At 59.3% G+C, this 23,327-nt stretch carries 21 protein-coding genes (1 of these 21 cut by a window edge); 12 read left to right on the top strand and 9 right to left on the bottom strand.

Translation table 11 applies throughout. The features are described 5' to 3' along the window. The first annotated feature begins 5 nt into the window (after positions 1 to 5). The 8 genes from hmpA (at position 6) to queC (ending at position 8,282) form a co-directional block, all read left to right on the top strand. Entirely contained in the window at positions 6 to 1,187 is a 1,182-nt protein-coding gene (gene hmpA / locus KSS96_RS23785; RefSeq protein WP_017531100.1) for an NO-inducible flavohemoprotein, read from the top strand. A 164-nt stretch (positions 1,188 to 1,351) separates the two neighbouring features. Next, positions 1,352 to 1,858, top strand: a complete 507-nt coding sequence (locus tag KSS96_RS23780) for a disulfide bond formation protein B (protein WP_068937464.1) — start codon at positions 1,352 to 1,354, stop codon at positions 1,856 to 1,858. 793 nt (positions 1,859 to 2,651) lie between these two features. Next, the gene (gene cyoA, locus KSS96_RS23775) at positions 2,652 to 3,593 is read left to right on the top strand and encodes a ubiquinol oxidase subunit II (protein ID WP_026067513.1); all 942 of its coding nucleotides are present in this window, start codon (positions 2,652 to 2,654) and stop codon (positions 3,591 to 3,593) included. A 3-nt stretch (positions 3,594 to 3,596) separates the two neighbouring features. Further along, a complete protein-coding gene (cyoB, locus tag KSS96_RS23770) occupies positions 3,597 to 5,615 on the top strand; it encodes a cytochrome o ubiquinol oxidase subunit I (protein WP_217855362.1) in 2,019 nt (672 codons plus the stop codon). Between the two features lie 3 nt (positions 5,616 to 5,618). Further along, positions 5,619 to 6,245, top strand: coding sequence for a cytochrome o ubiquinol oxidase subunit III (locus KSS96_RS23765; protein ID WP_003176004.1), 627 nt, complete (start codon positions 5,619 to 5,621; stop codon positions 6,243 to 6,245). Next, positions 6,245 to 6,580 (top strand): cytochrome o ubiquinol oxidase subunit IV, encoded by a 336-nt coding sequence (gene cyoD, locus KSS96_RS23760; RefSeq protein WP_003176003.1) that lies wholly within the window; start codon positions 6,245 to 6,247, stop codon positions 6,578 to 6,580. The genes KSS96_RS23765 and cyoD overlap by 1 nt, the downstream gene beginning before the upstream one ends. 11 nt (positions 6,581 to 6,591) lie before the next feature. Next, positions 6,592 to 7,479, top strand: a complete 888-nt coding sequence (gene cyoE, locus KSS96_RS23755; RefSeq protein ID WP_003194050.1) for a heme o synthase — start codon at positions 6,592 to 6,594, stop codon at positions 7,477 to 7,479. A gap of 104 nt (positions 7,480 to 7,583) precedes the next feature. Next, positions 7,584 to 8,282, top strand: coding sequence for a 7-cyano-7-deazaguanine synthase QueC (gene queC / locus KSS96_RS23750; protein WP_017531097.1), 699 nt, complete (start codon positions 7,584 to 7,586; stop codon positions 8,280 to 8,282). Between the two features lie 57 nt (positions 8,283 to 8,339). Here the strand turns inward: queC and KSS96_RS23745 are convergent, their stop codons facing one another. Then, on the bottom strand, positions 8,340 to 9,218 hold the full coding sequence (locus KSS96_RS23745) for a queuosine precursor transporter (RefSeq protein WP_017531096.1): 879 nt from the start codon (positions 9,216 to 9,218) through the stop codon (positions 8,340 to 8,342). Further along, positions 9,205 to 9,807: a helix-turn-helix transcriptional regulator gene (locus KSS96_RS23740; protein WP_017531095.1), complete on the bottom strand. Its 603-nt coding sequence runs from the start codon at positions 9,805 to 9,807 to the stop codon at positions 9,205 to 9,207. The genes KSS96_RS23745 and KSS96_RS23740 overlap by 14 nt, the downstream gene beginning before the upstream one ends. 308 nt (positions 9,808 to 10,115) lie before the next feature. Between KSS96_RS23740 and glyA the strand changes: the two genes are divergently transcribed. Beyond that, on the top strand, positions 10,116 to 11,471 hold the full coding sequence (gene glyA, locus KSS96_RS23735; protein WP_068937462.1) for a serine hydroxymethyltransferase: 1,356 nt from the start codon (positions 10,116 to 10,118) through the stop codon (positions 11,469 to 11,471). A gap of 143 nt (positions 11,472 to 11,614) precedes the next feature. Beyond that, positions 11,615 to 12,709, top strand: a complete 1,095-nt coding sequence (gene ptaA, locus KSS96_RS23730) for a pyoverdine biosynthesis transaminase PtaA (RefSeq protein ID WP_065876557.1) — start codon at positions 11,615 to 11,617, stop codon at positions 12,707 to 12,709. A 61-nt stretch (positions 12,710 to 12,770) separates the two neighbouring features. On the opposite strand, the gene KSS96_RS23725 is transcribed toward ptaA, so the two are convergent. Next, on the bottom strand, positions 12,771 to 13,487 hold the full coding sequence (locus KSS96_RS23725) for a hypothetical protein (protein ID WP_116079741.1): 717 nt from the start codon (positions 13,485 to 13,487) through the stop codon (positions 12,771 to 12,773). A 131-nt stretch (positions 13,488 to 13,618) separates the two neighbouring features. Continuing rightward, positions 13,619 to 14,869, bottom strand: a complete 1,251-nt coding sequence (locus KSS96_RS23720) for a 2-aminoadipate transaminase (protein ID WP_217855360.1) — start codon at positions 14,867 to 14,869, stop codon at positions 13,619 to 13,621. 222 nt (positions 14,870 to 15,091) lie between these two features. On the opposite strand from KSS96_RS23720, the gene KSS96_RS23715 reads away from it, so the two are divergent. Continuing rightward, positions 15,092 to 16,120 (top strand): amino acid ABC transporter substrate-binding protein, encoded by a 1,029-nt coding sequence (locus tag KSS96_RS23715; RefSeq protein WP_017531090.1) that lies wholly within the window; start codon positions 15,092 to 15,094, stop codon positions 16,118 to 16,120. Positions 16,121 to 16,132: 12 nt separating this feature from the next. On the opposite strand, the gene KSS96_RS23710 is transcribed toward KSS96_RS23715, so the two are convergent. The 5 genes from KSS96_RS23710 to KSS96_RS23690 form a co-directional block, all read right to left on the bottom strand. After that, a complete protein-coding gene (locus KSS96_RS23710; protein ID WP_026067511.1) occupies positions 16,133 to 17,146 on the bottom strand; it encodes a diguanylate cyclase domain-containing protein in 1,014 nt (337 codons plus the stop codon). Between the two features lie 137 nt (positions 17,147 to 17,283). Further along, the gene (locus KSS96_RS23705) at positions 17,284 to 19,176 is read right to left on the bottom strand and encodes an alkaline phosphatase D family protein (protein ID WP_217855358.1); all 1,893 of its coding nucleotides are present in this window, start codon (positions 19,174 to 19,176) and stop codon (positions 17,284 to 17,286) included. A gap of 168 nt (positions 19,177 to 19,344) precedes the next feature. Then, positions 19,345 to 21,588 carry an ATP-binding protein gene (locus KSS96_RS23700; RefSeq protein ID WP_135196887.1) on the bottom strand — a complete coding sequence of 748 codons (2,244 nt, stop codon included), beginning with the start codon at positions 21,586 to 21,588 and terminating at the stop codon, positions 19,345 to 19,347. Continuing rightward, positions 21,585 to 22,199 (bottom strand): biliverdin-producing heme oxygenase, encoded by a 615-nt coding sequence (locus KSS96_RS23695; RefSeq protein ID WP_065876552.1) that lies wholly within the window; start codon positions 22,197 to 22,199, stop codon positions 21,585 to 21,587. Before KSS96_RS23695 ends, KSS96_RS23700 begins: the two co-directional genes overlap by 4 nt. Positions 22,200 to 22,390: 191 nt before the next feature. Then, a complete protein-coding gene (locus tag KSS96_RS23690; protein WP_017531086.1) occupies positions 22,391 to 22,774 on the bottom strand; it encodes a response regulator in 384 nt (127 codons plus the stop codon). A gap of 288 nt (positions 22,775 to 23,062) precedes the next feature. On the opposite strand from KSS96_RS23690, the gene KSS96_RS23685 reads away from it, so the two are divergent. Continuing rightward, positions 23,063 to 23,327: the 5' portion of a c-type cytochrome gene (locus tag KSS96_RS23685; RefSeq protein WP_135196889.1), read on the top strand. It continues 110 nt past the right edge of the window; the window shows 265 of its 375 coding nt (coding positions 1–265); it begins with the start codon at positions 23,063 to 23,065; the stop codon falls past the right edge of the window.

Below are 23,327 nucleotides of genomic sequence, written 5' to 3'. Positions count from 1 at the left end.
CTCCCATGCTTAGTGCCCAAGACCGTGCCATCGTCAAATCCACCGTGCCTCTGCTGGAAAGCGGCGGTGAGGCGCTGATTACCCATTTTTACCGCATGATGCTCGCCGAATACCCTGAGGTGCGTCCGCTGTTCAACCAGGCTCACCAAGCCAGCGGCGACCAGCCTCGCGCCCTGGCCAACGGCGTGTTGATGTATGCGCGGCATATCGACCAGCTTGACCAACTCGGCGACCTGGTGGCGAAGATCATCAACAAGCACGTGGCGTTGCAGATATTGCCCGAGCATTACCCGATCGTGGGGGCGTGCTTGCTGCGTGCGATATCCGAGGTGCTGGGCAGCGAGATTGCCACCCCCGAGGTGATGAATGCCTGGGGCGCCGCCTATGGGCAACTGGCGGATATTTTGATTGGCGCCGAGGCGGCGATCTATGACGAGAAAGCCCATGCGGTGGGTGGCTGGCGCGGTGCGCGATCGTTTACCGTGGTCCAGCGCGTGCAAGAGAGTGGCGAGATCACCTCCTTTTATTTCGCCCCGGTGGACAACGGCCCGATCCTCAAGGCCGCGCCCGGCCAATACATCGGCATGAAGCTGGTGCTCGACGGCGAAGAAGTGCGCCGCAACTATTCCCTGTCGGCCTTGAGCGATGCCGGCCAGTACCGCATCAGCGTCAAGCGCGAAGTGGGTGGGCGGGTGTCCAATTACCTGCACGATCAGTTGCAGGTCGGCGCGACGATCGAGCTGTTCCCGCCAGCGGGCGAGTTCACCCTGGCAGACAGCGACAGGCCACTGGTACTGATCAGCGGCGGCGTCGGCATCACCCCAACCTTGCCGATGCTCGAAGCGGCCCTGGCCACCCAGCGCCCGGTGCACTTTATCCACTGCGCGCGTAATGGCGGGGTGCATGCGTTCCGCGAGTGGGTGGATGCACTGGCGGCCAAGCATCCACAGCTCAAGCGCTTCTATTGCTATGCCGAGGATGACGGGGTGAGCGCGGCGGCGGATAAGGTCGGGCTGCTGAGCCAGGAGCAACTGGCCGAGTGGCTGCCCGAGCAGCGGGATGTGGACGCCTACTTCCTGGGGCCTAAAGGCTTCATGGCGGCGATCAAGCGCCACCTCAAGGCGTTGGGCGTGCCGGAGAAACAGAGCCGCTACGAGTTCTTTGGCCCGGCGGCTGCCCTGGAATAGATTTTTCGAAACAACACTGTTCAAAGTGTGGGAGGGGGCTTGCCCCCTCCCACATTTGCTTCTCTATTCCTCCAAATTAATCCGCTGTTAACCCCCTTCTGTTTTAACCACTCCCTGTGTGTAAACTTGCGCCCATAGGCACAACCAAACTAAGGAATACGGGGATGAGTGACGAATTGCGTTTAGGCAGGGAGCGGCGCTTTCTGGTGTTGCTGGGCATTATCTGCCTGGCGCTGATCGGCGGGGCGTTGTACATGCAGGTGGTGCTGGGCGAGGCGCCATGCCCGCTGTGTATCCTGCAGCGTTATGCCTTGTTGTTGATCGCGCTTTTCGCGTTCATTGGCGCAGCCATGCGCACCAAGAGTGCGCTGACCTTTTTCGAAGGGCTGGTGGTGCTCAGCGCCCTCGGGGGCGTGGCGGCGGCCGGGCATCATGTGTACACCCAGTTTTTCCCACAGGTGAGCTGCGGCGTTGATGTGCTGCAACCGATTGTCGATGACCTGCCGCTGGCCAAGGTCTTCCCGCTGGGCTTCCAGGTCGATGGTTTTTGCAGCACACCGTATCCGCCGGTGCTGGGCTTGTCGCTGGCGCAATGGGCGCTGGTGGCGTTCGTGCTCACGGTGGTCCTGGTGCCGCTGGGCATCTATCGCAATCGCCAGCGCAAGGCCTGACCCATTCGCTCAAACGCCCCGGTCCCTCTACAAAGAAGGCCGGGGCGTTTTTGCATGTGCGGGTTTTGTGAACAGAGCGTGACGCCGGACAATTTTGGGTGCGCGCAGTGTGCGACATGTTGTCACACGGAAGCGGGCGCAGGACGTTTCCACGCCGCCGAACCGCACTTTAAATTTGCAAAAAACAGCCGGGGTGTGCTGTCAGTTTGCAGCTTGGACAATGCCGCCAACCTCACGCCGCACGCGTGTTTGCGTGATGTCCGAATGCCTTGTTTTCTGGGGGCTTGCATAGGTTTTACCTGCCCTTACAAGGCGTATGGGGTGTGGCGGTTTGCCCTATAACACGGCAATTTTTGTGGTTTTTGTTGAGAATCGAACGCGATAAGATCGCGAACCTTTGCGATATTGGTGAAGGATTATTGCTGCTTTCGATAAAAATTATTTCTTTATAAGACATGGTTTATACATCGCCAGCTAACTACAATCGCCCGCACTGAATGTCCGGTGCTGTTCAATATTTGAGCATTGGAGCGGTCGAGGGGGCAGATGGATGGCTCTGTGCGACCCCAGGTTCCGGCAGCCTTTCAACTATCCGCACCAAAGGGAATTGGTCTGTAACAAGGCCTTTAACCACGAAATCGAATAAGAACTCACCGCAGGTCCGTGCAACGTACATGTGTGACGTGACGGGCAGGCTCTTATTCAATCGAAGAGAAATGCCAACCCTTGGCAGGGTGAAGTGTTGGCGATCAAAACCCAACTGCATTGCGCAAGCTGCTTTAGAGGTCGTGAGATGAGTAAAAACAGGTACCCCCGATTACTAGGCTTTTTGCCGCTGCTTGGCATGTTCTTAATGCTGGGAGGCTGCAAGTGGACCTTGCTCGACCCAAAAGGACAGGTCGGCCTGGATGAACGAAACCTGATCATCACCGCCACCCTGCTGATGCTGCTGGTCGTGGTCCCTGTGATCATCATGACCTTCGCCTTCGCCTGGAAATACCGCGCGTCCAACACCAGCGCCACCTACGCGCCGAAGTGGTCGCACTCCACCAAGATTGAAATCGCGGTGTGGCTGGTTCCGATCCTCATCATCATTGCCCTGGGTTATGTGACCTACAAGTCGACCCACGCACTGGACCCGTACCGTCCGCTGGAATCCGACGTCAAGCCGATCAACATCGAAGTGGTCGCGCTGGACTGGAAGTGGCTGTTCATCTACCCGGACCTGGGTATCGCCACGGTTAACCAGATCCGCTTCCCGGAGCACACTCCGCTGAACTTCAAGATCACCTCCGACGCTGTGATGAACTCGTTCTTCATCCCTGCCCTGGGCGGTCAGATCTACGCGATGGCAGGCATGCAGACCAAGCTGCACCTGATCGCCAACCAGAAAGCTGAAATGGAAGGCATCTCCGCCAACTACAGCGGCGCTGGCTTCACCGGCATGAAATTCAAAGCGATCTCGACGAGCCAGGAAGACTTCAACGCCTGGGTAGCCGAAGTCAAGGCCGCACCTAAACAGCTTGATCAAGCTGAATACGACGCCCTGACCAAACCAAGCCAGAACAACCCAGTCGCCCTGTACTCCGCGTACGAGCCGAACCTGTTTCAGAAAATCGTCGACAAGTACGAAGGCATGAAACCAGGCAAACCGGTCAAGCACGAGAAGAAAGAAGTGGCCGCGGTTGAAGGTTCTGACACGGGCGCGCATTCAACTGCTGGGGCAGAGGAGTAAACGATGTTTGGTAAATTAAGTTGGGATGCGGTCCCGTTCCACGAGCCGATTGTGATGATTACCATCGCCATGATCGCGCTGGGTGGTCTGGCACTGTTTGCAGGTATCACTTACTTCAAGAAGTGGACCTACCTGTGGACCGAGTGGCTGACTTCGGTCGACCACAAGAAAATTGGCGTGATGTACATCATCGTTGCCATGGTCATGCTGCTGCGCGGCTTTGCCGACGCCATCATGATGCGTACCCAGTTGGCCATGGCCACCGAGGGTTCGCCTGGCTACCTGCCGCCTGAACACTATGACCAGATCTTCACCGCTCACGGTGTGATCATGATCATCTTCATGGCGATGCCTTTCTTCACCGGCCTGATGAACCTTGCGGTGCCGCTGCAGATCGGTGCGCGTGACGTTGCCTACCCGTTCCTGAACTCCCTGAGCTTCTGGCTGCTGGTTTCCGGTGTTGTGCTGATCAACGTGTCCCTGGGCGTCGGCGAATTCGCCAAGACCGGTTGGGTTGCGTATCCGCCGTTGTCGGGCATTCAGTACAGCCCTGGCGTGGGTGTGGACTACTACATCTGGGCGCTACAGTTATCAGGGCTCGGGACGACGCTGACGGGGGTCAACTTCCTGGCCACCGTGCTGAAGATGCGCGCCCCTGGCATGAAACTGATGGACATGCCGATCTTCACCTGGACCTGCACCTGGGCAAACGTGCTGATCGTGGCTTCGTTCCCGATCCTGGCCGCTACCATGGCGCTGCTGTCGCTTGACCGTTACCTGGATTTCCACATTTTCACCAATGAACTTGGTGGCAATCCGATGATGTACGTGAACCTGTTCTGGGCATGGGGCCACCCTGAGGTGTACATCCTGATCCTGCCGGCGTTCGGTATCTTCTCCGAAGTGATCTCGACCTTTACCGGCAAGCGCCTGTTCGGTCACCACTCGATGGTCTACGCCTCGGGCGCGATCTCCGTACTGGGCTTCATGGTCTGGCTGCACCACTTCTTCACCATGGGTTCGGGGGCCAGCGTCAACGCCTTCTTCGGCCTGGCGACGATGCTGATTTCCATCCCGACGGGGGTGAAGCTATTCAACTGGCTGTTCACCATCTATCACGGTCGTCTGCGCATGACCAGCCAGGTTCTGTGGACCCTGGGCTTCATGGTGACCTTCGCCATCGGCGGCATGACCGGCGTACTGCTGGCCATTCCGGGCGCTGACTTCGTGCTGCACAACAGCCTGTTCGTGATCGCGCACTTCCACAACGTGATCATCGGTGGTGCGGTATTCGGTTACATCGCCGGCTTCAGCTTCTACTTCCCGAAAGCGTTCGGCTTCAAGCTGCACGAAGGTTGGGGCAAGGCTGCGTTCTGGTTCTGGATCTCGGGCTTCTTCGTCGCGTTCATGCCGCTCTATGCACTGGGCTTCATGGGCATGACCCGTCGTCTGAACGCCACCACCAACCCTGAGTGGGTGCCGTACCTGTACGTCGCCATGTTCGGTGCGGTGATGATCGCTGTGGGCATCGCCTGCCAGCTGATCCAGCTGTATGTCAGCGTGCGTGATCGCAAGCAGAACATGTGCGAATCCGGCGACCCGTGGAATGGCCACACCCTGGAATGGTCGACCTCGTCGCCACCGCCGTTCTACAACTTCGCCGTGATCCCGACTGCGAACACCATCGATGCGTTCACCGAAGCCAAGGAAGACGGTACTGCGTACCAGCAACCCAAGCACTACGAACCGATCCACATGCCAAGCAACACCGCCACTGGCGTGGTGATGGGTGCGCTGTTGACCGTGTTCGGTTTCGCGATGATCTGGCACATCTGGTGGCTGGCAATCGTGAGCCTGGTGGGCACCATCGGCTACTTCATTGTCCACGCAGCACGTGATGATCAAGGCTACATGGTGCCGGTCGAGACAATCGAGCGCATCGAAGCCGAGCAGCACGCTCGCCTGGTAGCCGAGAAGGAAATCCCGGCCAACCGTGTTGAAACCTCGTTGGAACAGGCTTAAACCATGTCGAACTTAGTGACCAATGCTGGACACGCCCATGTCGATGACCATGGGCACGATGACCATCACCACGACTCGGGGCCAATGACCGTCTTCGGTTTCTGGCTCTACCTGATGACCGACTGCATCTTGTTTGCGTCGATCTTCGCGGTGTACGCGGTACTGGTAAACAACGTAGCGGGTGGCCCGTCGGGCCACGACATCTTCGAACTGCCTTACGTGCTCGGCGAAACCGCCTTGCTGTTGTTCAGTTCGATCACCTACGGCTTCGCCATGTTGGCCTTCTACAAGGGCAACAAGAAAGGCGTGCTGAGCTGGCTGGGCCTGACGTTCCTGTTCGGCCTGGGCTTCATCGGCATGGAGATCAACGAGTTCCACCTGCTGATCTCCGAAGGCTACGGCCCGCACCGCAGCGGCTTCCTGTCGGCGTTCTTCACGCTGGTTGGCACCCACGGCCTGCACGTTTCGGCCGGCCTGCTGTGGATGGCGGTGATGATGTATCAGGTCAATAAGCACGGTCTGACCAACACCAACAAGACGCGCCTGAGCTGCCTGAGCCTGTTCTGGCACTTCCTGGACGTGGTCTGGATCTGCGTATTCACCGTCGTCTACTTGATGGGGACTCTGTAATGGCTAATGCACACTCCCATGACAGCCACGATGCAAGCCACGGCAGCGTAAAGTCTTACGCTATCGGCTTCATCCTGTCGGTCATCCTGACCCTGATCCCGTTCGGCCTGGTGATGTACCCGACCTTGCCGAAGTCGATCACCCTGATGATCGTCCTGGCGTTCGCGGTGATCCAGGTGCTGGTTCACCTGGTGTACTTCCTGCACCTGGACCGCTCCGAGGCCCAGCGCGAGAACGTGATTGCGTTCGTGTTCGCAGGCCTGGTGATCGTTCTGCTGGTTGGTCTGTCGCTGTGGATCATGTTCAGCATCCACACCTACATGATGGCGAAGTGAGGTAAGACCCGATGTCGCTTAAGCACTTTATCCAAATCACCAAACCGGGGATCATTTTCGGTAACGTGCTTTCTGTGGCGGGCGGTTTCTTCCTGGCCTCCAAGGGACATGTCGATCTGGCCATCTTCCTGGCTGCGATGATCGGTACGTCCCTGGTGGTGGCTTCCGGTTGCGTATTCAACAACTGCATCGACCGTGACATCGACATCAAGATGGAGCGCACCAAGAATCGCGTGCTGGTCCAGGGCCTGATCTCCCTGAAGCTGGCACTGATCTATGCGACCGTTTTGGGTGTTGCCGGTGTGGCGCTGTTGTACAAGGTGGCCAACCCGCTGGCGGCGCTGTTTGCCGTGATCGGCTTTGTCATCTACGTCGGCCTCTACAGCCTGTACCTCAAGCGCAAGTCGGTTCACGGCACGCTGGTGGGCAGTCTGTCGGGGGCGATGCCGCCGGTGATTGGTTATGTGGCTGTGACCAATAGCTTCGACATGGCCGCGCTGACGCTGCTGGTGATGTTCAGCCTGTGGCAGATGCCGCATTCCTACGCCATTGCGATCTTCCGTTTCAACGACTACCTGGCTGCGTCGATTCCGGTCCTGCCGGTCAAGCGTGGTATCCAGGTCGCCAAGAAACACATCCTGCTCTACATCCTGGCCTTCCTCGTGGCGACCTTGATGTTGACCTTCAGTGGCTACGCCGGCATGAGCTACCTCGCCGTCGCCGCCGCCATGGGCATGTACTGGTTGTACATGGCCTGGACCGGCTACAAGGCGGTGGATGACACCGTCTGGGCGCGCAAGCTGTTTGTGTTCTCGATCTTCACCATCACCGCGCTCAGCGTGATGATGTCCCTGGATTTCCAAGTGCCCAAAGAGCTGTTGCTGACTTACGCACACTGAGTGGCATGAGCAACAAAAAGCCCCGCCTTCGCAAGAAGCGCGGGGTTTTTTATTGAGTGACCCTTAAACTAGCGCTAAACCCTATCCGTGCAGGAAGCAAAGCAATGAGTAAAAAAGCCGTTATGGTGTTCAGTGGCGGGCAGGATTCGACGACCTGTCTGATCCAGGCGCTGGCGCTGTATGACGAAGTGCACTGCATCACCTTCGACTACGGCCAGCGCCATGTGGCGGAAGTCGAAGTCGCCCAACAGTTGGCCAAACAGTTGGGAGCCACCGTTCATAAAGTGATGGATGTGTCGTTGCTCAACGAGTTGGCCATCAGCAGCCTCACGCGTGACAACATCCCGGTACCCACCGTGAACAGCTCGGGCGACAGCCTGCCCAGCACCTTTGTGCCCGGGCGCAATATCCTGTTTTTGACCCTGGCGGCAATTTACGCATACCAGGTCAAGGCTGAGACGGTGATCACCGGCGTCTGCGAAACCGACTTCTCGGGCTACCCCGACTGCCGCGACGAGTTCGTCAAGGCGTTGAACCAGGCGCTCAAGCTGGGCATGGAATACGACGTGCGCCTCGACACGCCGTTGATGTGGCTGAACAAGGCTGAAACCTGGGCATTGGCTGATTACTACCAGCAACTGGACTTGGTCCGTGAGCAGACACTGACCTGCTACAACGGCATCATCGGCACCGGCTGCGGCAACTGCGACGCGTGCAACCTGCGCGCGCGCGGTTTGAATGATTACCTGCAGAACAAAGCGCAGGTCATGCAGAGCCTCAAGCAGAAGTTGCCACTGGCCTGACCGCCGACCGTCATGGCAGCTGCTTCGGCAGCTGCAACGACGCCAGGCAACGGCCGATCACGCAGTGGCGTTGGTCAGGTAGCGTTTGAATAATGAACGTGCGCCATAGGCCGGCAAGATGTTGAAGAACGCAAAACCGACTTTGATCGCGATCTGCACGTAGATCATGCTCACAATGTCGCTGGTCTGCATGGCGCCATAAAACGCGATAAAACAGAACAGGAAGCTGTCGATAATCACCGCAAAGAACGTGCTGAGGAAGATGCGCAAGTACAAGTACCTGGAGTTGGTCAGCTCTTTGATCTTGCACAGCAAATACGAGTTGATGTTCTCCGACACCAGGAACGACACCGACGACGCGATCAATACCGATGACACCTGCACGATCACTGCGTTGTAAGGCCCATCGAGCTTCCAGCCTGGCAGGCCGGGCAGAAAGGTCGAGCCGTAGAGCAGGATAATAATCATCGCGTTGCTGGCGAAGGCAAACAGGATGGCCTTTCTGGCAAGCCTTAGGCCGAAGTTCTCGTTGAGCAGATCCACGATCAGGAAGGTCAGCGGATACAGGAAAGTGCCCGGTGTGACGATGATGTCGAGGGATTCGATGTAGATCGGTTTGGTCGCGGCGATGCTGGTAAAAATATAAAACGTGAAGAGCAGCAGGTTCAGGATGATGTAGATCATCCAGGAGTTTTCATTGCGATCATTGAGGTCGTACGCGGTGACCGCGCCGCCCTGGGAATAAAACTTCTTGTACAGGTTTTTAATTTCCATTTTGTTCAGATTGTCCATGATTTCGCTGTTTAAGACTTCGCTCAACTTGACCCGAATGATCTTGCCCGTGGCGATGATCATGATCACCGCCAGGCACTTGTCATTTTCAAAGCCAAGCAGTTTGTATTTGCTGTTTTCGATCTCGCCTTCATACGCCGTCATTGAAGCGCTCCTCAATGATATCGCCCAGTACACACAGGCGTTCTGAGCTGGCGCAGGGTTCACGGCGGATAGACAGCGTCTGGGTGGCCCTGTCGAACACCAACTTTTCCTTATCGTCGCTCGACATGCCCTTTTGGATGATCAACAGATCGCCCGGCTCGTTCACCCCCGGTATGGCCTGCTCCAGCCGCACGCCGATCAGGTTGTGGGACGTGCCGAAGTAGTACGTAAGGGGGAAGAGTGTGGCCAGTTCGCCAATGCGCTTGTCCAGGTGCTGCATGACCTGGCTTTGCTTGAGCACCGGCACGGCCGCCGGGTTCATGTTGCCTTGGGGCGAAACGCTGCTCTCGATAAGCTCTTTGGCTTCAAAATCGATGGTCTCGATTTCTTTGTAAGACACACCGAAAAAATCTGAAATCTTGCGCAGGGTCGACTGCTGTACGTTGACGACCTTGCCTTCGAGGATGTTGTAGATCGTGGTGCGGGTGAGCCCGGCGGCGTTGCACAACGACAACTGGGTCTCGCCGCGGCTTTTGATCAGATACTTGATGTTGCTCTTCAAATGCTCGGTTTTTTCGCGTCTGTGCATCACGTGCTCACCACTTCCTTTTAGTCAGAACCTTTGGACCTTGCCGCTGCCATGGGATGTTTTCCAGCGATTGAGCGCCCATCCGGGGCGTTTATGGCTGCGTGGCGGGCGCAAGTGTTGCACGCGTGCGGTTCAACAATAAAGTCCAAGATGCTCGGCGCTGGCAGCAGGCAAGGCAGATGGCCATTAACTCGGTTGGAGCGGACGAAAGAGAACATATAATTTGGAAAATGTTTAATTTCCTGTTTAATTGGTCGCCACGGTTCAGGACGAACTGACGAGCAGCAACCCAGAAAAGGACATCGCCCATGGCAGTCAACACCGTACAACTGCAGGATCAGGCTGACTTGCTGCGCCGAGGCATGGCAGATCTGCGCGCCGAGGACTTGGAGCTGGCGATGCTCCTCGACGCCGAAGTCGAGCGTCAACACCGAACCCTGTCGCTGGTGCCTTCCTCCTGCGCTGTAAAACCCCGCACTCTGGCGGCGTCTGCTTCTGCACTGGTCAACGTCACCGCCGAGGGCACGCGGGGCAGTCGCCATCGCGCCGGTTGCGAGAATGTCGACCGGGTCGAATCCCTGGCGATTGGCCGCGCCCGTGAACTGTTTGATGCCCACTACGCCCATGTTCAGTCGCACTCCGGCTCCCATGCCAACGCCCAAGTGCTGTCCGCACTGCTTGAACCTGGCGATACTCTGCTGGGCATGGCCCCTGATCATGGTGGGCACCTTACCTACGGCAGCCCGTCGATATTTACCGGCGCCTATTACAAGGCTATCCGCTACGGCACCACCGCCGAGGGGCTGATTGATTACGCGCAGGTGCGCAGCCTGGCACTGGCCCATCGGCCACGCGTTATCCTCTGCGGTGCTTCGGCCTATTCGCGAGTGGTGGATTTCGAGCGGTTCCGTGCAATTGCCGATGAGGCGGGCGCGATCCTGCTGGCGGACATCTCCCATATCGCCGGGCTGGTGGCGACAGGTCGGCACCCAAGCCCGATCAATGCGGCACACGTCACCACCACCTGTACTCACAAACAACTGGGCGGCCCACGTGGCGGGCTGATCCTTTGCGGTCGCGATGCACATACCAAGGTGCCCGGCTTGCGGGCGACGTTCAGCCGTGTGCTCGACCAGGCTGTATTTCCGCGCATGCAGGGCGCGCCGGCGGTCAATATGATCGCCGCCAAAGCGGCCGCGCTGGGCTACGCGATGACCGCGGAGTTTGACGCCTGCATGGGCCGGGTTCGCAGCCTGGCCGATGAGCTGGCCGGTGCATTCCTGGCCCGCGGCTATGAAGTGGTGGGCGGGCGCAGTGAAAACCATACCGTGCAGATCCGCTTGCGCGACGGTATTAGCGGTTCCATCGCCGAAGTGGCATTGGAAAGCTGCGGCATCGTGGTGAACACGCATCGCGTGCCGGGCCAGGCCCGCGCGTGCGCTGTCGACAATGGGTTGTGCATCGGCACCGGATCCATGGCGCAACGTAACATCGACACCGATGGCTGCCGACAGGTCGTCGATCTGGTGTGCCGAATACTGCAGCAGGTGACGCCGCTCGGCGAACACGAGTACCGGTTGGAACCGGCAATGCAGGCGCAATTGCGTGCGGAACTCGAGCACCTGTGCGCGAAATATCCCATCGCCGACTACTGGGAAAGCTGAGGCCGTGGCTGGAAAAAAGCCCCGCCTTGAGTGGTCGCGCGCGGCTCGTTTATCGGGGCTCGGTTAAATCATCCGACGCTTGTCTCGTCATACCTTTCAATAGGAGCAGTGCCCATCCATTCCCTCTACACGGAGTAGTCACCATGGTCAGCGTCAGCCGTCGATCCCTTCTGGCCCTGGGGGCCGCCCTGCCGGTGCTGGGCCACCTGAATTGGGCGGTCGCCGCGCCGCCGGCGGCGGAGACTGACGAGGTGCTGCTCAACTATAACGAAAGCCCCTACGGACCATCGCCGGCGGCCCGCGCGGCGATGCAGCGCGGGATCACGACGGCCGGGCGATATCCCTACACGCATATGTATGCGCTGGCCGGTTTGTTTGCCCAGCAACACGGGCTTGCCGAAACGCAGGTGGCGGTATTTTCCGGTTCCATGGCCGCATTGCGTTACGCTGTGCTGGCATTCACCAGCCAAACCCGTGGCCTGGTAATGGCCACGCCGTCGTACGAAGTGCCACGGCAGGCAGCCGAGTCACACAAGGCGCCCGTCAAGGAAGTGAGCCTCAACGCCGAGCATGCCCACGACGTGTCGGCCATGCTGGCGGCCGACACGCAGGCCGGCATGCTGTACCTGTGCAACCCTAACAACCCCACCGGCACCCTGACCCCGTTCGAAGCCATCCGCCAGGCGCTGACCAACAAACCCAAGGGCAGCGTGCTGGTGGTGGACGAGGCTTACATCGACTTTGCCGACACGCCGAGCGTGGTCAATTGGGTCAAGGACCACGACGATCTGCTGGTGCTGCGCACCTTTTCGAAAATCTATGGCATGGCCGGTGCGCGCCTGGGCTTGGCGATCGGCCACCCGGCGCTGCTGGAACGCTTGGCAGTGTTTGGCGGCGACAACGTTCCGGCGGGCGCTTCTTTGCTCGGAGGCCTTGCCAGCCTGGAAGACGTGAAATTATTGCCGCAACGCAAGGCGCTCAATGCCCAACTGCGCGATGAGACCATCACGTGGCTCAAGGGTCGCGGTTTCGCCTGCACGGCCTCCCAGGCCAACTGTTTCATGATCGACGTCAAGCGGCCGGCGGAGCAGGTCATCGAGACACTCGCTGCACACGGCGTACTCATCGGACGGGTGTGGGAAAACTGGCCGCAGTGGGTGCGGGTGACGGTGGGGAGCAAGCAGCAGATGGCGCGCTTTCGCGAGGTGTTCGCGGCGCAGGTTGAGCGCGTCGGTTGATACCACGTGTGGGAGCGGGTTTGCTCCCACACGTTCAGTTGTGCGGTGTTGCCTGGAGGGGTTATTGCTGCGCGATGCTGTAGCCTTCGAACGCGCTCTGTTGCTGCAGGGCGGTGATCACGCTCTTGCGGCTCAGCGGCTGTTCAATGCCGGCGTTATCCACAAAGCTGTCCACTTCCAACTCCGCTTCATCGCCTTCGCCTACAAAGCGCAAACCCAGGAACTCGAAGGCTTCACGGTCGACATTCAACTTGGAGCGCGGCGTGCGCAGGGGCAGCGTGACGCTGACGCCATCTTTGCTGATCACAAACACTTCGGCTTCTTTCTTGGCGCGTGCGGCCTTGCCCTTGCCGGTGCTTGGGTTGCTGATGGCCTGGTGAGACTGGTTCAGCACTTTGAGGGCCAGGCCGTAGACCAACTCCTGGAACTCGGGGTCGTCCTTGAAGCTGGACAGGATGCGGCTGATCGAGAATTTGCTGCTCAGGTCTTCCAGTGCGATGTTGTCGGCGGCTTCGGCGTCTTTCAACTGCTTGAGCTGGCCCATCAGTTCGTAGGCTTTGTCGTCGTCGAAGGCATCGTGCGCCTGGCGGATGGCGATGCGCAGTTCGCGGATCTGATCGCTTTCCTTGGAGGTATGGAACGCGTCCAGCACCATCTCGCTGATGATCTTGGCGGCGGGTACATGCTGTGAAAGATTGATGGCATTTTCGTATTCAGCTTTGGCGTGCAAGGCGACTACGGATTCTTCGGCGGTGTGTTCGGTGTAAGAATCGGACATTGAAATTTCACTACTTCAGTAAACGGGGGAGACAAAAAAACGTCGCGCATTTTCAGGGGGCGGGGGAATCAGGTCAAGGCAGCACAATGCCCTTATCGTGCAGTTGGGCTGCCGGCCGGCGGATGCGGGGGTTAAACCAACTGCTTGAGACACGCTTGAAGAATATCCAACCCTTCTTCCAGTACCGCAGGTTCAATGGTCAGCGGCGCCAGCAGGCGAATGATGTGCCGAGACTTGCCACTGGGCATCAACAGCAAGCCGGCGTCCCGCGCCAGGCTCAGCAACTGGGCCAGTTGCTTGGGCGCGGGTGTACCGTCGGCATGCGCCAGTTCTATGCCGCGCATGGCACCAACGCCAGTCAAGCGGCCCAGGTAGGGCGACAGATGCTGCTCGCGCCAGGCCTGGTAGCGACTGACGATGGCCGCTTCTTGCCGGGCGCCCCACGCGTGCACCTGTTCATCGGTCATTGCATCCAGGGTCGCCAACGCCGCCGCGCAGGCGATGGGGTTACCGGAGTAGGTACCGCCCAGCCCGCCCTTGGGCAGGTTGTCCATCAACGCTTTGCGCCCGACCACCGCACCCAGTGGCACGCCGCCGGCGATGCTTTTGCCGAGCAGGATCAGGTCGGGTTCGATGCCCAGGCGCGAAAAGGCGAAACGCTGGCCGGTGCGGCCAAACCCTGATTGGATTTCGTCGGCGATCAGCAGGATATTTTTTTCATCGCAGAAACGCCGCAGGGCTTGGGCGAATTCGCTGTCCAGGAGCAGAAAGCCGGCTTCGCCCTGTACCGGTTCGATGATGAAGCAGGCTACATCGTCGACGTCGATTTCTACGCTGAACAGTCGGTCCATGGCCTTCAATGCTTCAGCGCAGGTGACACCGTTATCGGCACTGGGGTAGGGCAGGTGATACACCGGGCCGGGCAGTACGCCGACCTTTTGCTTGTAGGGCGCCACTTTGCCATTGAGGTTGAGCGTGGCCAGGGTGCGGCCGTGGAACGCGCCGTCAAAGGCGATCACCGCCGTGCGGCCCGTGGCCCCGCGCACGATCTTCAAGGCATTTTCCGCGGCCTCGGCGCCGCTGTTGGTGAGCATGCCGCTGACCGGATAGCCCACCGGAATAAACGCGGTCAGGCGATCCATCAGTTCGAGGTAGGGCTTGTGCGGCGCGGCGTTGAAGGCGTAGTGGGTCAGTTGGGTCGCCTGTTCACGAATCGCCGCCACCAAGGCGGGGTGGCAATGGCCGAGGTTGAGCACGCCGATGCCACCGACAAAATCGATATAGCGCTTGCCCGAGGTGTCCCAGACTTCGGCGTTTTTACCGTGGCTGAGGCTGATGGGGTGAACGACGGAAATCGACTGGCTGATGGTTTCGCGGCTCATGGATCCTGGACTCGGCAGTGGCGGGCGTCTTTTTATCTAAGCTGCCGGCGGGGCCCTGGCGCAAAGGAAATAAAATCGCCGGGTCATTCCAAATCGGAAGGAGCTGTTGCCAAAAGGTCGTTTGTGGCGGCGCTGTAAACCCGTCACTCTCCCCCGGCAGCATCAGAAACCGGCGCGGGCTGTGCAGCGCCGAATAATAAGGACCGACAGGGAGCGCCTCGCATGAACCTATTCAAAACCACCTTGGCCACGATCAGTGCTACGGCCCTATTGGGCCTGGCCGGCACCGCCCACGCCGGTGCGACGTTGGATGCAATCCAGAAAAAAGGTTTTATTCAATGCGGTGTCAGCGACGGGTTGCCTGGCTTTGGCGTGCCCGACAGTACGGGCAAGATGACCGGCATCGATGTGGATGTGTGCCATGCCGTGGCGGCCGCGGTGTTCGGCGATGCATCAAAAGTGAAGTTCACCCAATTGACCGCCAAGGAACGTTTCACCGCCTTGCAGTCCGGCGAGATCGACCTGATCTCGCGTAATACCACCTGGACCAGCTCCCGCGATTCGGGCATGGGCCTGGTGTTTACCGGCGTTACCTACTACGACGGCATCGGTTTTCTGGTGAACAACAAACTCGGTGTTAGCGCCGCCAAGCAGTTGAATGGCGCCACCGTGTGCATCCAGGCCGGCACTACCACCGAACTCAACGTGGCCGATTACTTCCGCACCCATGGCATGAAGTACACGCCTATCACCTTCGATACCGCCGACGAAAGCGCCAAGGGCCTGGAAGCCGGGCGTTGCGATGTGCTGACCACCGACCAGTCGGGCCTGTATGCCCAGCGCATCAAGATGGCGCACCCGGATGAGTTTGTGGTGCTGCCGGAAGTCATCTCCAAAGAACCCCTGGGACCGTTGGTGCGCAAGGGGGATGACGAGTGGTTCAGCATCGTCAAATGGACCCTGTTCGCCATGCTCAATGCCGAGGAGATGGGCATCACGTCGCAGAATGTCGAAGCGCAGGCCAAGGATTCCAAGAATCCGGATGTGGCGCGGCTGCTGGGTGCCGACGGCGAATATGGCAAGGACCTCAAACTGCGCAAGGATTGGGTGGTGCAGATCGTCAAGCAAGTGGGCAACTACGGCGAAGTATTCGAGCGCAACATCGGCCAGGGCAGCGTGTTGAAGATCAAGCGCGGGCTCAATGCCTTATGGAACAACGGCGGCATTCAGTACGCGCCGCCGGTGCGCTGATACCGGGGCGGCCTATGTCGATACGCCGTCTTTGCCCGCCGCTTTGGCTCGATACAGGGCCTGATCGGCGCGCGCCATCAGGGCGGCGGGGGCTTCATTCACTTGGCGTTCGACCACGCCCAGGCTCAGTGTGACCTTGACGTCGTCGGTTATCCGGTGAGTTCTCAAGCTCTGGCAGATAGTCTCAGCCAGGGCCTTGGCTGTTTCCAATGAGCTTTCGGGAAGGACCACCATAAACTCATCGCCCCCCCAACGAGCCAACAGGTCGCCCTGGCGGACGCAGCTTTCCAGGCGTTCCACCACCTGCACCAGGGTCTGGTCGCCTACGCCGTGCCCGTGTCGATCATTGATCGGCTTGAAGTCGTCAACATCCATCGCGATCAGTGACAACGGCAGGTGAAAGCGCTGGGCGCGTTCGCACTCTTGGAGCAACACTTTTTCCAGGCGATACCGGTTGGCGACGAGGGTCAAGGCATCCCGTTCAGCCAGGACGCGGTTCTCATCCACCTGCAGCTGCAATTGCTGATTGACCCGCGACAGTTCAAGCGTGCGCTCGGCCACCAATGCCTCAAGGGATTGATTGCGCCGCTCCAGTTGCTCGATGGAATATTTGCGCAGCTGGATATCGCGCAGGGCCCCGACCATCCGCGCCACCGAACCGTCGGGGTTACGCGCCACCACATAACCGCGGTCCTCGATCCACAGGTAGCTGCCGTCTTTTTTGCGGCAGCGGTATTCAGTTTGATACTGGGGGGCGCGACGGTTGATGTAGTCGTCAAACACCGTCATCACTTGGTTGTAATCGTCGGGGTGGATCACGTTTTCCCAGGTGAATACGTTGTTGTCCAGAGCGTGGCGGGGGTAGCCGAGCATTTCGTACCAGCCTGGGTTGCGGTAGACGAACCCGGTATTGGCGTTCCAGTCCCAGATCCCGTCGCTGGAGAGCTCCAGGATGGTGTGCAACATATCGGCATTGAGGCGAGAGAAATCATTTTTCGTTGAGCTTTTTCCGGAGATATCGTCCATCTGCGTACTCCTTGCCTGGGCGGGCGACAAAGGCCTGCCAACGTTGACACCGATACTCCGTGGCTGGCGCTACTGTACAACGGCGCTTGGGCACTTTGAATAGAGGCGATGGGACGCTGTGAAAGAGTGGCAGCGGGCTACTGCTTCGGCGCCACCATCCTCGTCCGTGGCTTCCCGTCGGCGTTGTGCTGGTAAATCGCTTCCGGTTGGCCCTGCTCGTTGAAAAATACCTGGCCGATCCCGGCCGAATTCCACAAGCGCTCACCGGCTTCGGCATGTTCCGGAATATGGGGCACTACCTGCATCGTGCGACGCCGGGTGAACCAGTTGAGCGGCGAGCGGGGGGAGTAGAGCCAGCGGTTGAGGCGGTCGAACCATTCCAGCAAGCGCGGTGGGAATTCGTTCTTGATGCCGCTGCTGGTGATTTGCCAGATCCTCGGGCCCGCGTTGCGATGACGGATCAACACTTCATAAACGAAGGAGTAGTGCACGTCGCCCGACAGGATCACGTAGTTACCCGGCGTGCGCGAGTGACGGAAAATGTTGAGGATGACCTGCGCGGCTCCGCGATGGGCCATCCAGTTTTCCGCGTCCACCAGCAAGGGGTGGCCGCACCAACTGAAGATTTTCTGCACAGTCTCGATCAGCTTCACGCCAAAGATCGGCGCGGGCGAGACGATGATGGCCGAGGGATGGTCAAGCAGTTCCTGTTGCAGTTCACTCAAGGCTTCCCAGTCCAGCAGGCCGGAGGGTTGCTTGAGCGTGAATTCACTGCGCCAGCGCCGGGTACGGGTGTCGAGCACCACCAGGGCGGGGGTGGTGGGCAGCACGTAATGCCATTGTTGAAATTTCAGCAGCGCGCCGAGCAAATTATCCTGTTCGGTCGCGTCCAGGTGATTGTTGTGCGCCTGGCGGCCGAGCGCCTGGGTTTGACTTATTAATGTGTCGAACGCATCCGGGTTGTTACCCCAGCCCTGGCACAGCAGGTACGCGAGCAAGGCATTGCCGATGATGCGCTTGGAGAACGGATGGCCGTAGGCGGTTTCTTCCCACTGGGCGCTGAGGTTCCAGTCGTCGGTGATGTCGTGGTCGTCAAAGATCATCAACGTGGACAGATGGGCGAATACCCGTGCCACGCCGGGCAGGCCATCGCGGAAGTCATCCACCTGCACTTGCTCGCGGGCATAGCGCGCCGCTTCATCGGTGTTCAATTGTGGCGGTTGCGTGGCGATCAGGCGCCACGGGGTGGGTGACCATACCAGCAGGTACATCGCCATGACTTCGGCGAAGCTCACCAAGTGGTTGTCGGCCGTGCTGCTGGTGAAGATCGGTTTTTTCACGCCACCAAAAAAACGCTCGCGCAGGGTCTCGTTGCTGTCCAGTGCCGGCAGCAAGTCCGCGCGATGGTAATAACTGGCGGTGTGCCCGTAGAGGCTGGCGCTGTCATCTATCACTGCCCCTTCCAGGTATTCGTCGAACAGGCCCAGGCGAGCGATCAGCGCGTGGATCGCCCGCAGCATCGGCCCGGCGACATCGTCGGCGTAGACCTGATCGCCACTCATGATCAGCAGGGCCGGGCGCTCGGCACGGGTTTCGGCGAGCAGGCGGTCGACGCACAGCAGGCCTTCATCGGCGCAATGGTGAGGTTTGCGGCAAGAGCCGTGCACCAGTTGGTGGATACGGCTGTGCAGTATGAAAGAGGCGGATTGGGCGTTGGCGTACAACAGGTGCGGCGCCCACTGTGCCATGCCGTTGCCATCGATCAGCAGGTCATAGTCGATGCTTACATTCTGCGGCAGCGCCTGCTCCAGCGACACATCAATGAGGTGGATAAACGCCTGGCGGCCCACTGGCACCACTTGGCAGTGGCGCGGGTTCAGTGGGATATCACGCGTCTGCTCGCCAACGTGCAGCCTCAGGCTCAGTACCAGCTCCCGGCTGCCCACCAGCCACATCACCAGCCGCCGAGGTTCCAGGCGGCGGAGCATGGGGCCTGCGAGAACGGTGGGCAATGGGTCGGTCAGCGGCATGCGGATGAGGTTTCCAGGCAGGTTTGAGCCGGCAAGATTAGCGCACTGAATGTCAGTGTTTTGTTAAGCGCCTTCCTTCAAGGGCAGCGTTAGCGCGACTGCCCGTGGCTAGGGTGGATGGCTGGAACACGGCATTGGCGGGCAGGCCGCGCCCAGCGTTTTACGGCGTCAGGTCGGTGAGTTTTCAGTCACCTTCGGCACCGTGAACCGGAACTCACTGCCACGTCCCACTTCACTCTCGGCCACGATCCTGCCGCCATGGGCCTGGACGATGCCCTGGGTAATGTAGAGTCCCAGGCCACTGCCGGTGGGGTTGTTTTCGGTTTGTGTCCAATAGCGTTCGAACACATGAGGTAACTGCTCCGGCGCAATGCCTTCGCCGGAGTCGCGCACCGAGAATACGATCTCTTCGCCATTGCTCATGGCACTGATGCCGATATTGCCCTGGCGCGGGGTGAACTTGATGGCGTTGCCGATCAGGTTCGAGAGCACCTGGAACAGGCGCTCGGGGTCGCCGTTGATTTGCAGGCCTGGCTCGGCGTTGAAGCACAGGTCGATGCCTTTTTCCATCGCCAGCGGCGCAAGCAACGAGTACGCCTCTTCGAACATTTGGCTGACATCCAGTGCCACCGGCTTGACCACATAGCGTCCGGCTTCGATTTTGGAGGTGTCCAGCAAGTCTTCCAGCAGGACGTTCATGCGTCCGGCAGCCTGCTGCATGGTGTCGATTGCCGAGGAAATCCGCCGCGAGGTATGTGGGCCGTCGGAACTGAACGCCTTTTGCATCATGCCGCACAGCATCGATATGACCGTCATGGGGTTGCGCAAGTCGTGGGACACCACCGCCACCAGTTCATCGCGGGCGCGCACGGCTTGTTGCTCGCGCAGCACCTGGCGGGCCAGGTCGTTCTCCAAGGCAAAGCGGCGCAGGTCATTGGCGGCGAACAGGTCGCCATGGCTCCACTTGGTGGAGATACCGGCCATTTCCACTTTCCAGATTTCAAACGAGGTGCGTGGGCGAAGGCGCAGGCCTGCGTCGGAACTTTCCAGGTTCAGTGGCTTGTTCGGGTCGCCGCTCCAGTGGATGTTCTCTTTCACTTCCGGCCGGAACCACAGCACACCATTGTCCACTGGCTTGGGCAGGCTCATGGCCAAGACTCCGCTGGCCACTTGCTGGAACTCGGCAGCGGGCGCGTACACCGAGGCCAGGTTATGGTTGGCAAACACGGGTTCGCCGCGTGCCTGCAGCCACTTGTGCAACGCTCGGATCTGCGCCGGCTCGGGGCAGTTGCCGTAGCGGTGCAGTTGCTTGTCTTCGATGATCGCTACGCCGCCGGCCAGGGTCAGGTCCATCAGCAGTTGGCCGCGCTGGGCCAAGCCTTCGAACACGTTGTACTCCGAGGCTTTCATCGCCTTGTCCAGCAGCTGCAGGGCCTCGACTTTTGCTTCGCGCTGACGGCTCAGGTCCAGCGCTTCCATGGCGCTGATCTGCAATGACAGCACCTGGCCGATAGTCTGGCAGGCCATGCGCAACTCGTTGGGCACCAGCAGTGGCTCACGGTTACCGCAACTGATCAGGCCCCAAAGTTTGTCGCCCTTCATCAGCGAGATGCTCATGGACGACAGCACGCCCATGTTCTGCATGTACTGGCAGTGAATCGGCGACACGCTGCGCAGGGTGGCGAAGCTCAAATCCAACGGTTTGCCGGTATCCGGGCGCAGCTTGGGCAGCAGCGGCACCGGCTCGTAGGCTGCGTTGGGGATAATGCGCAGCCAGTTGGTGCGATACAGCTCGCGAGCCTGTTCCGGGATGTCGGACGCGGGGAAGAACAACCCGTGGAAAAGCTCCATGGACGGCGCAGACGCTTCGGCGATTACCTGGCCATGGCCTTCGTCTTCAAAGCGGTAGATCAGCACGCGGTCGTAGCCGGTCATGGCCTGGATTTCATTTACGCTGACTTCGTATAACGCCTGCAGGGTTTTCGCTGCCTGCAAGCGTTGCAGCATCTTGCCCAGGTCACTGGTGCGGCCATTCACTGCACGTGGCTGGAAGTCCTCCAGCAACGGCTCGAACTCCAGCACCAACACACCCTGATGGCGATGCAGCAGGCCGTCGAACCTGGTGCCATTGAAGGTCATGTGCAACGGCGGCGCATCGGTAAAATTGTTGAGCTCGACCATGCACCGCACGGCCGCAGCAGGCTCGGCACCGAGCAATACGTGCAGCGGTTGGCCCAGCAGGGTCTCGGGCGCATGGTCGAACAGGCTGGCGACATTGGCGCTGACCTGGAGGATCTGCAAGTCAGGGTCCGACAGCGTCAGCAACACACCATGGGGCTGGATAGCCCCGGGAAAGCGGATAGGCTCGTCGGCGCAGTTGGCAAGCAGCTCTTCAAAATCATCGGGTTTCATAGCAGTACCTCCTGGCTGTCGAGCCATTGCTCAAAGCAGCTAAATGTCGAACGGGCCGCATCCACGGCGCACGGTCTGGCTTGCGCGTCCATCGGCTGGCGGGCCAGGTAATCGAGAAAGTCTTTCCAGCGCCGACCGGTCTCGGCACCGTACACATTGAGAAAGGCACCCCCGTTGTCGGCGTCCAGGCCCAGGCGCCGGGCCATCTCGCGACGCAATACTTGACCGCCCAGGGTTGCGCCTTCCAGCACATAGGCGGCGCCGAGGCAGGCAGCGGGGGTATCAAGGGACGGCAGGTGGGTGCAGCGGGGCAGGGCGTCGATGGCTGCGTCATTCAAGCCGAGGGCATGAAGGTCGCTCACCAGGGTAGGCGTTTTCACGCGCAGTTGCGGATCAAAGCCTTCCGGGATCAGATCACCTTCATACAGCGCGGCTTCAATCGGCGCATAAAACCCGTAATACGCTCGGAGCAAGCTCAGGTAGCCGTCGGCATCCAGGTGTTCGGAGAAAAACGGCAGGCGCTTTTCCAGCGCGATGTGCAGCAAGGCCGTGCCGGCGCGTAGTGTTTCCAGCAATGAGGGCGCACCAACGTCATGGGCCTGTGAGTGCATTCAATAAGCTCGAACTGTGGGCCTGCCGGCCATGAATGACGCGAGAAAATGGGCGACGATTCTACACAACTCATAGCCACTGACTGTAGGCGCAAAGCGAAAAGCCTGACCAGCGGATCAGAAAAGTCGCTCCTTGCCCATTAGTGACCGCTGCGCTGGTGTTGAAGTTCGGTTTAAATGATGTCGCGACGCTATCGATGCATGGGCGAGCCTTGTTGGGTCAGCGCCGATTGCACACACTCCAGCAGGTGCTCAGTGCTCCAGGGTTTGGGTAAAAACCGTACTCGGCTGCTCAGTTGCGAGGCCATGGCGCTGTTGCCCGAGGTGAGCAATACCGCGACGGTTGGCCAGCGATGGGCTACAACCCGGCTCAAGTCATAGCCATTCAACAAGCCTGGCATCTGGATATCGCTGACGATCAGATCGACTTGTTCATCATCACGCTCCAGAAAAATCATTCCTTCGTCCGCTGAAGGAAACGAAGTGACATGGGCACCAAATTCCTCCAGTACATCCACCATTAACGAGCGAATGATCTCGTCGTCCTCCAGTACCAAAATCGATGGCTGAGCCATGATCCTTACTCCGCCATCAGGGTTCAGTAAGGTGGAGTGGGGCACGGCTGGATAGGTTCGATTGGAAGTGGATTAAACGATGGGTGGTCAAGTGTCTAGGTTGCGTATTTGCCGGGAGGTGAGGCGCGAGCCACAGTTGCAAACGACGTGGCGACCATTGCCTTGATTGTGTATTAAGAGTGGCGTATGACCGGTGCGCTGGCGGTAGGGCTTGAAGCTGTGATCCGGATGGTCAAGCGTTCCTGGCAAGCAGGCATAATCGTGTGCAACAGCTGATGTGGAGTCCCTATGAAATACGCCTTGCTAACCCTCGCTTTGATCTTGAATGCCCACGCGGCCCTCGCAGCCGGCGATGCGCAGGCGGGTGCCAAGCTCTTCACCAAGACCTGCGGCGGCTGCCATAGCGTCGGCGAAGGTGCGCGCGCAGGGTTTGGCCCGGAACTCAACGGCATCATTGGCCGACCTGCGGGGGCGACCACCGATTACCAATATTCCGATGCGATGAAAAACTCGGGGGTAGTCTGGACTCGCGACAAACTTGCCGCCTATATAG

The sequence above is a fragment of the Pseudomonas asgharzadehiana genome, assembly GCF_019139815.1.
Classification (GTDB): Bacteria; Pseudomonadota; Gammaproteobacteria; order Pseudomonadales; family Pseudomonadaceae; genus Aquipseudomonas; species Aquipseudomonas asgharzadehiana.
This window is presented reverse-complemented; position numbering and strand designations above follow the sequence as displayed.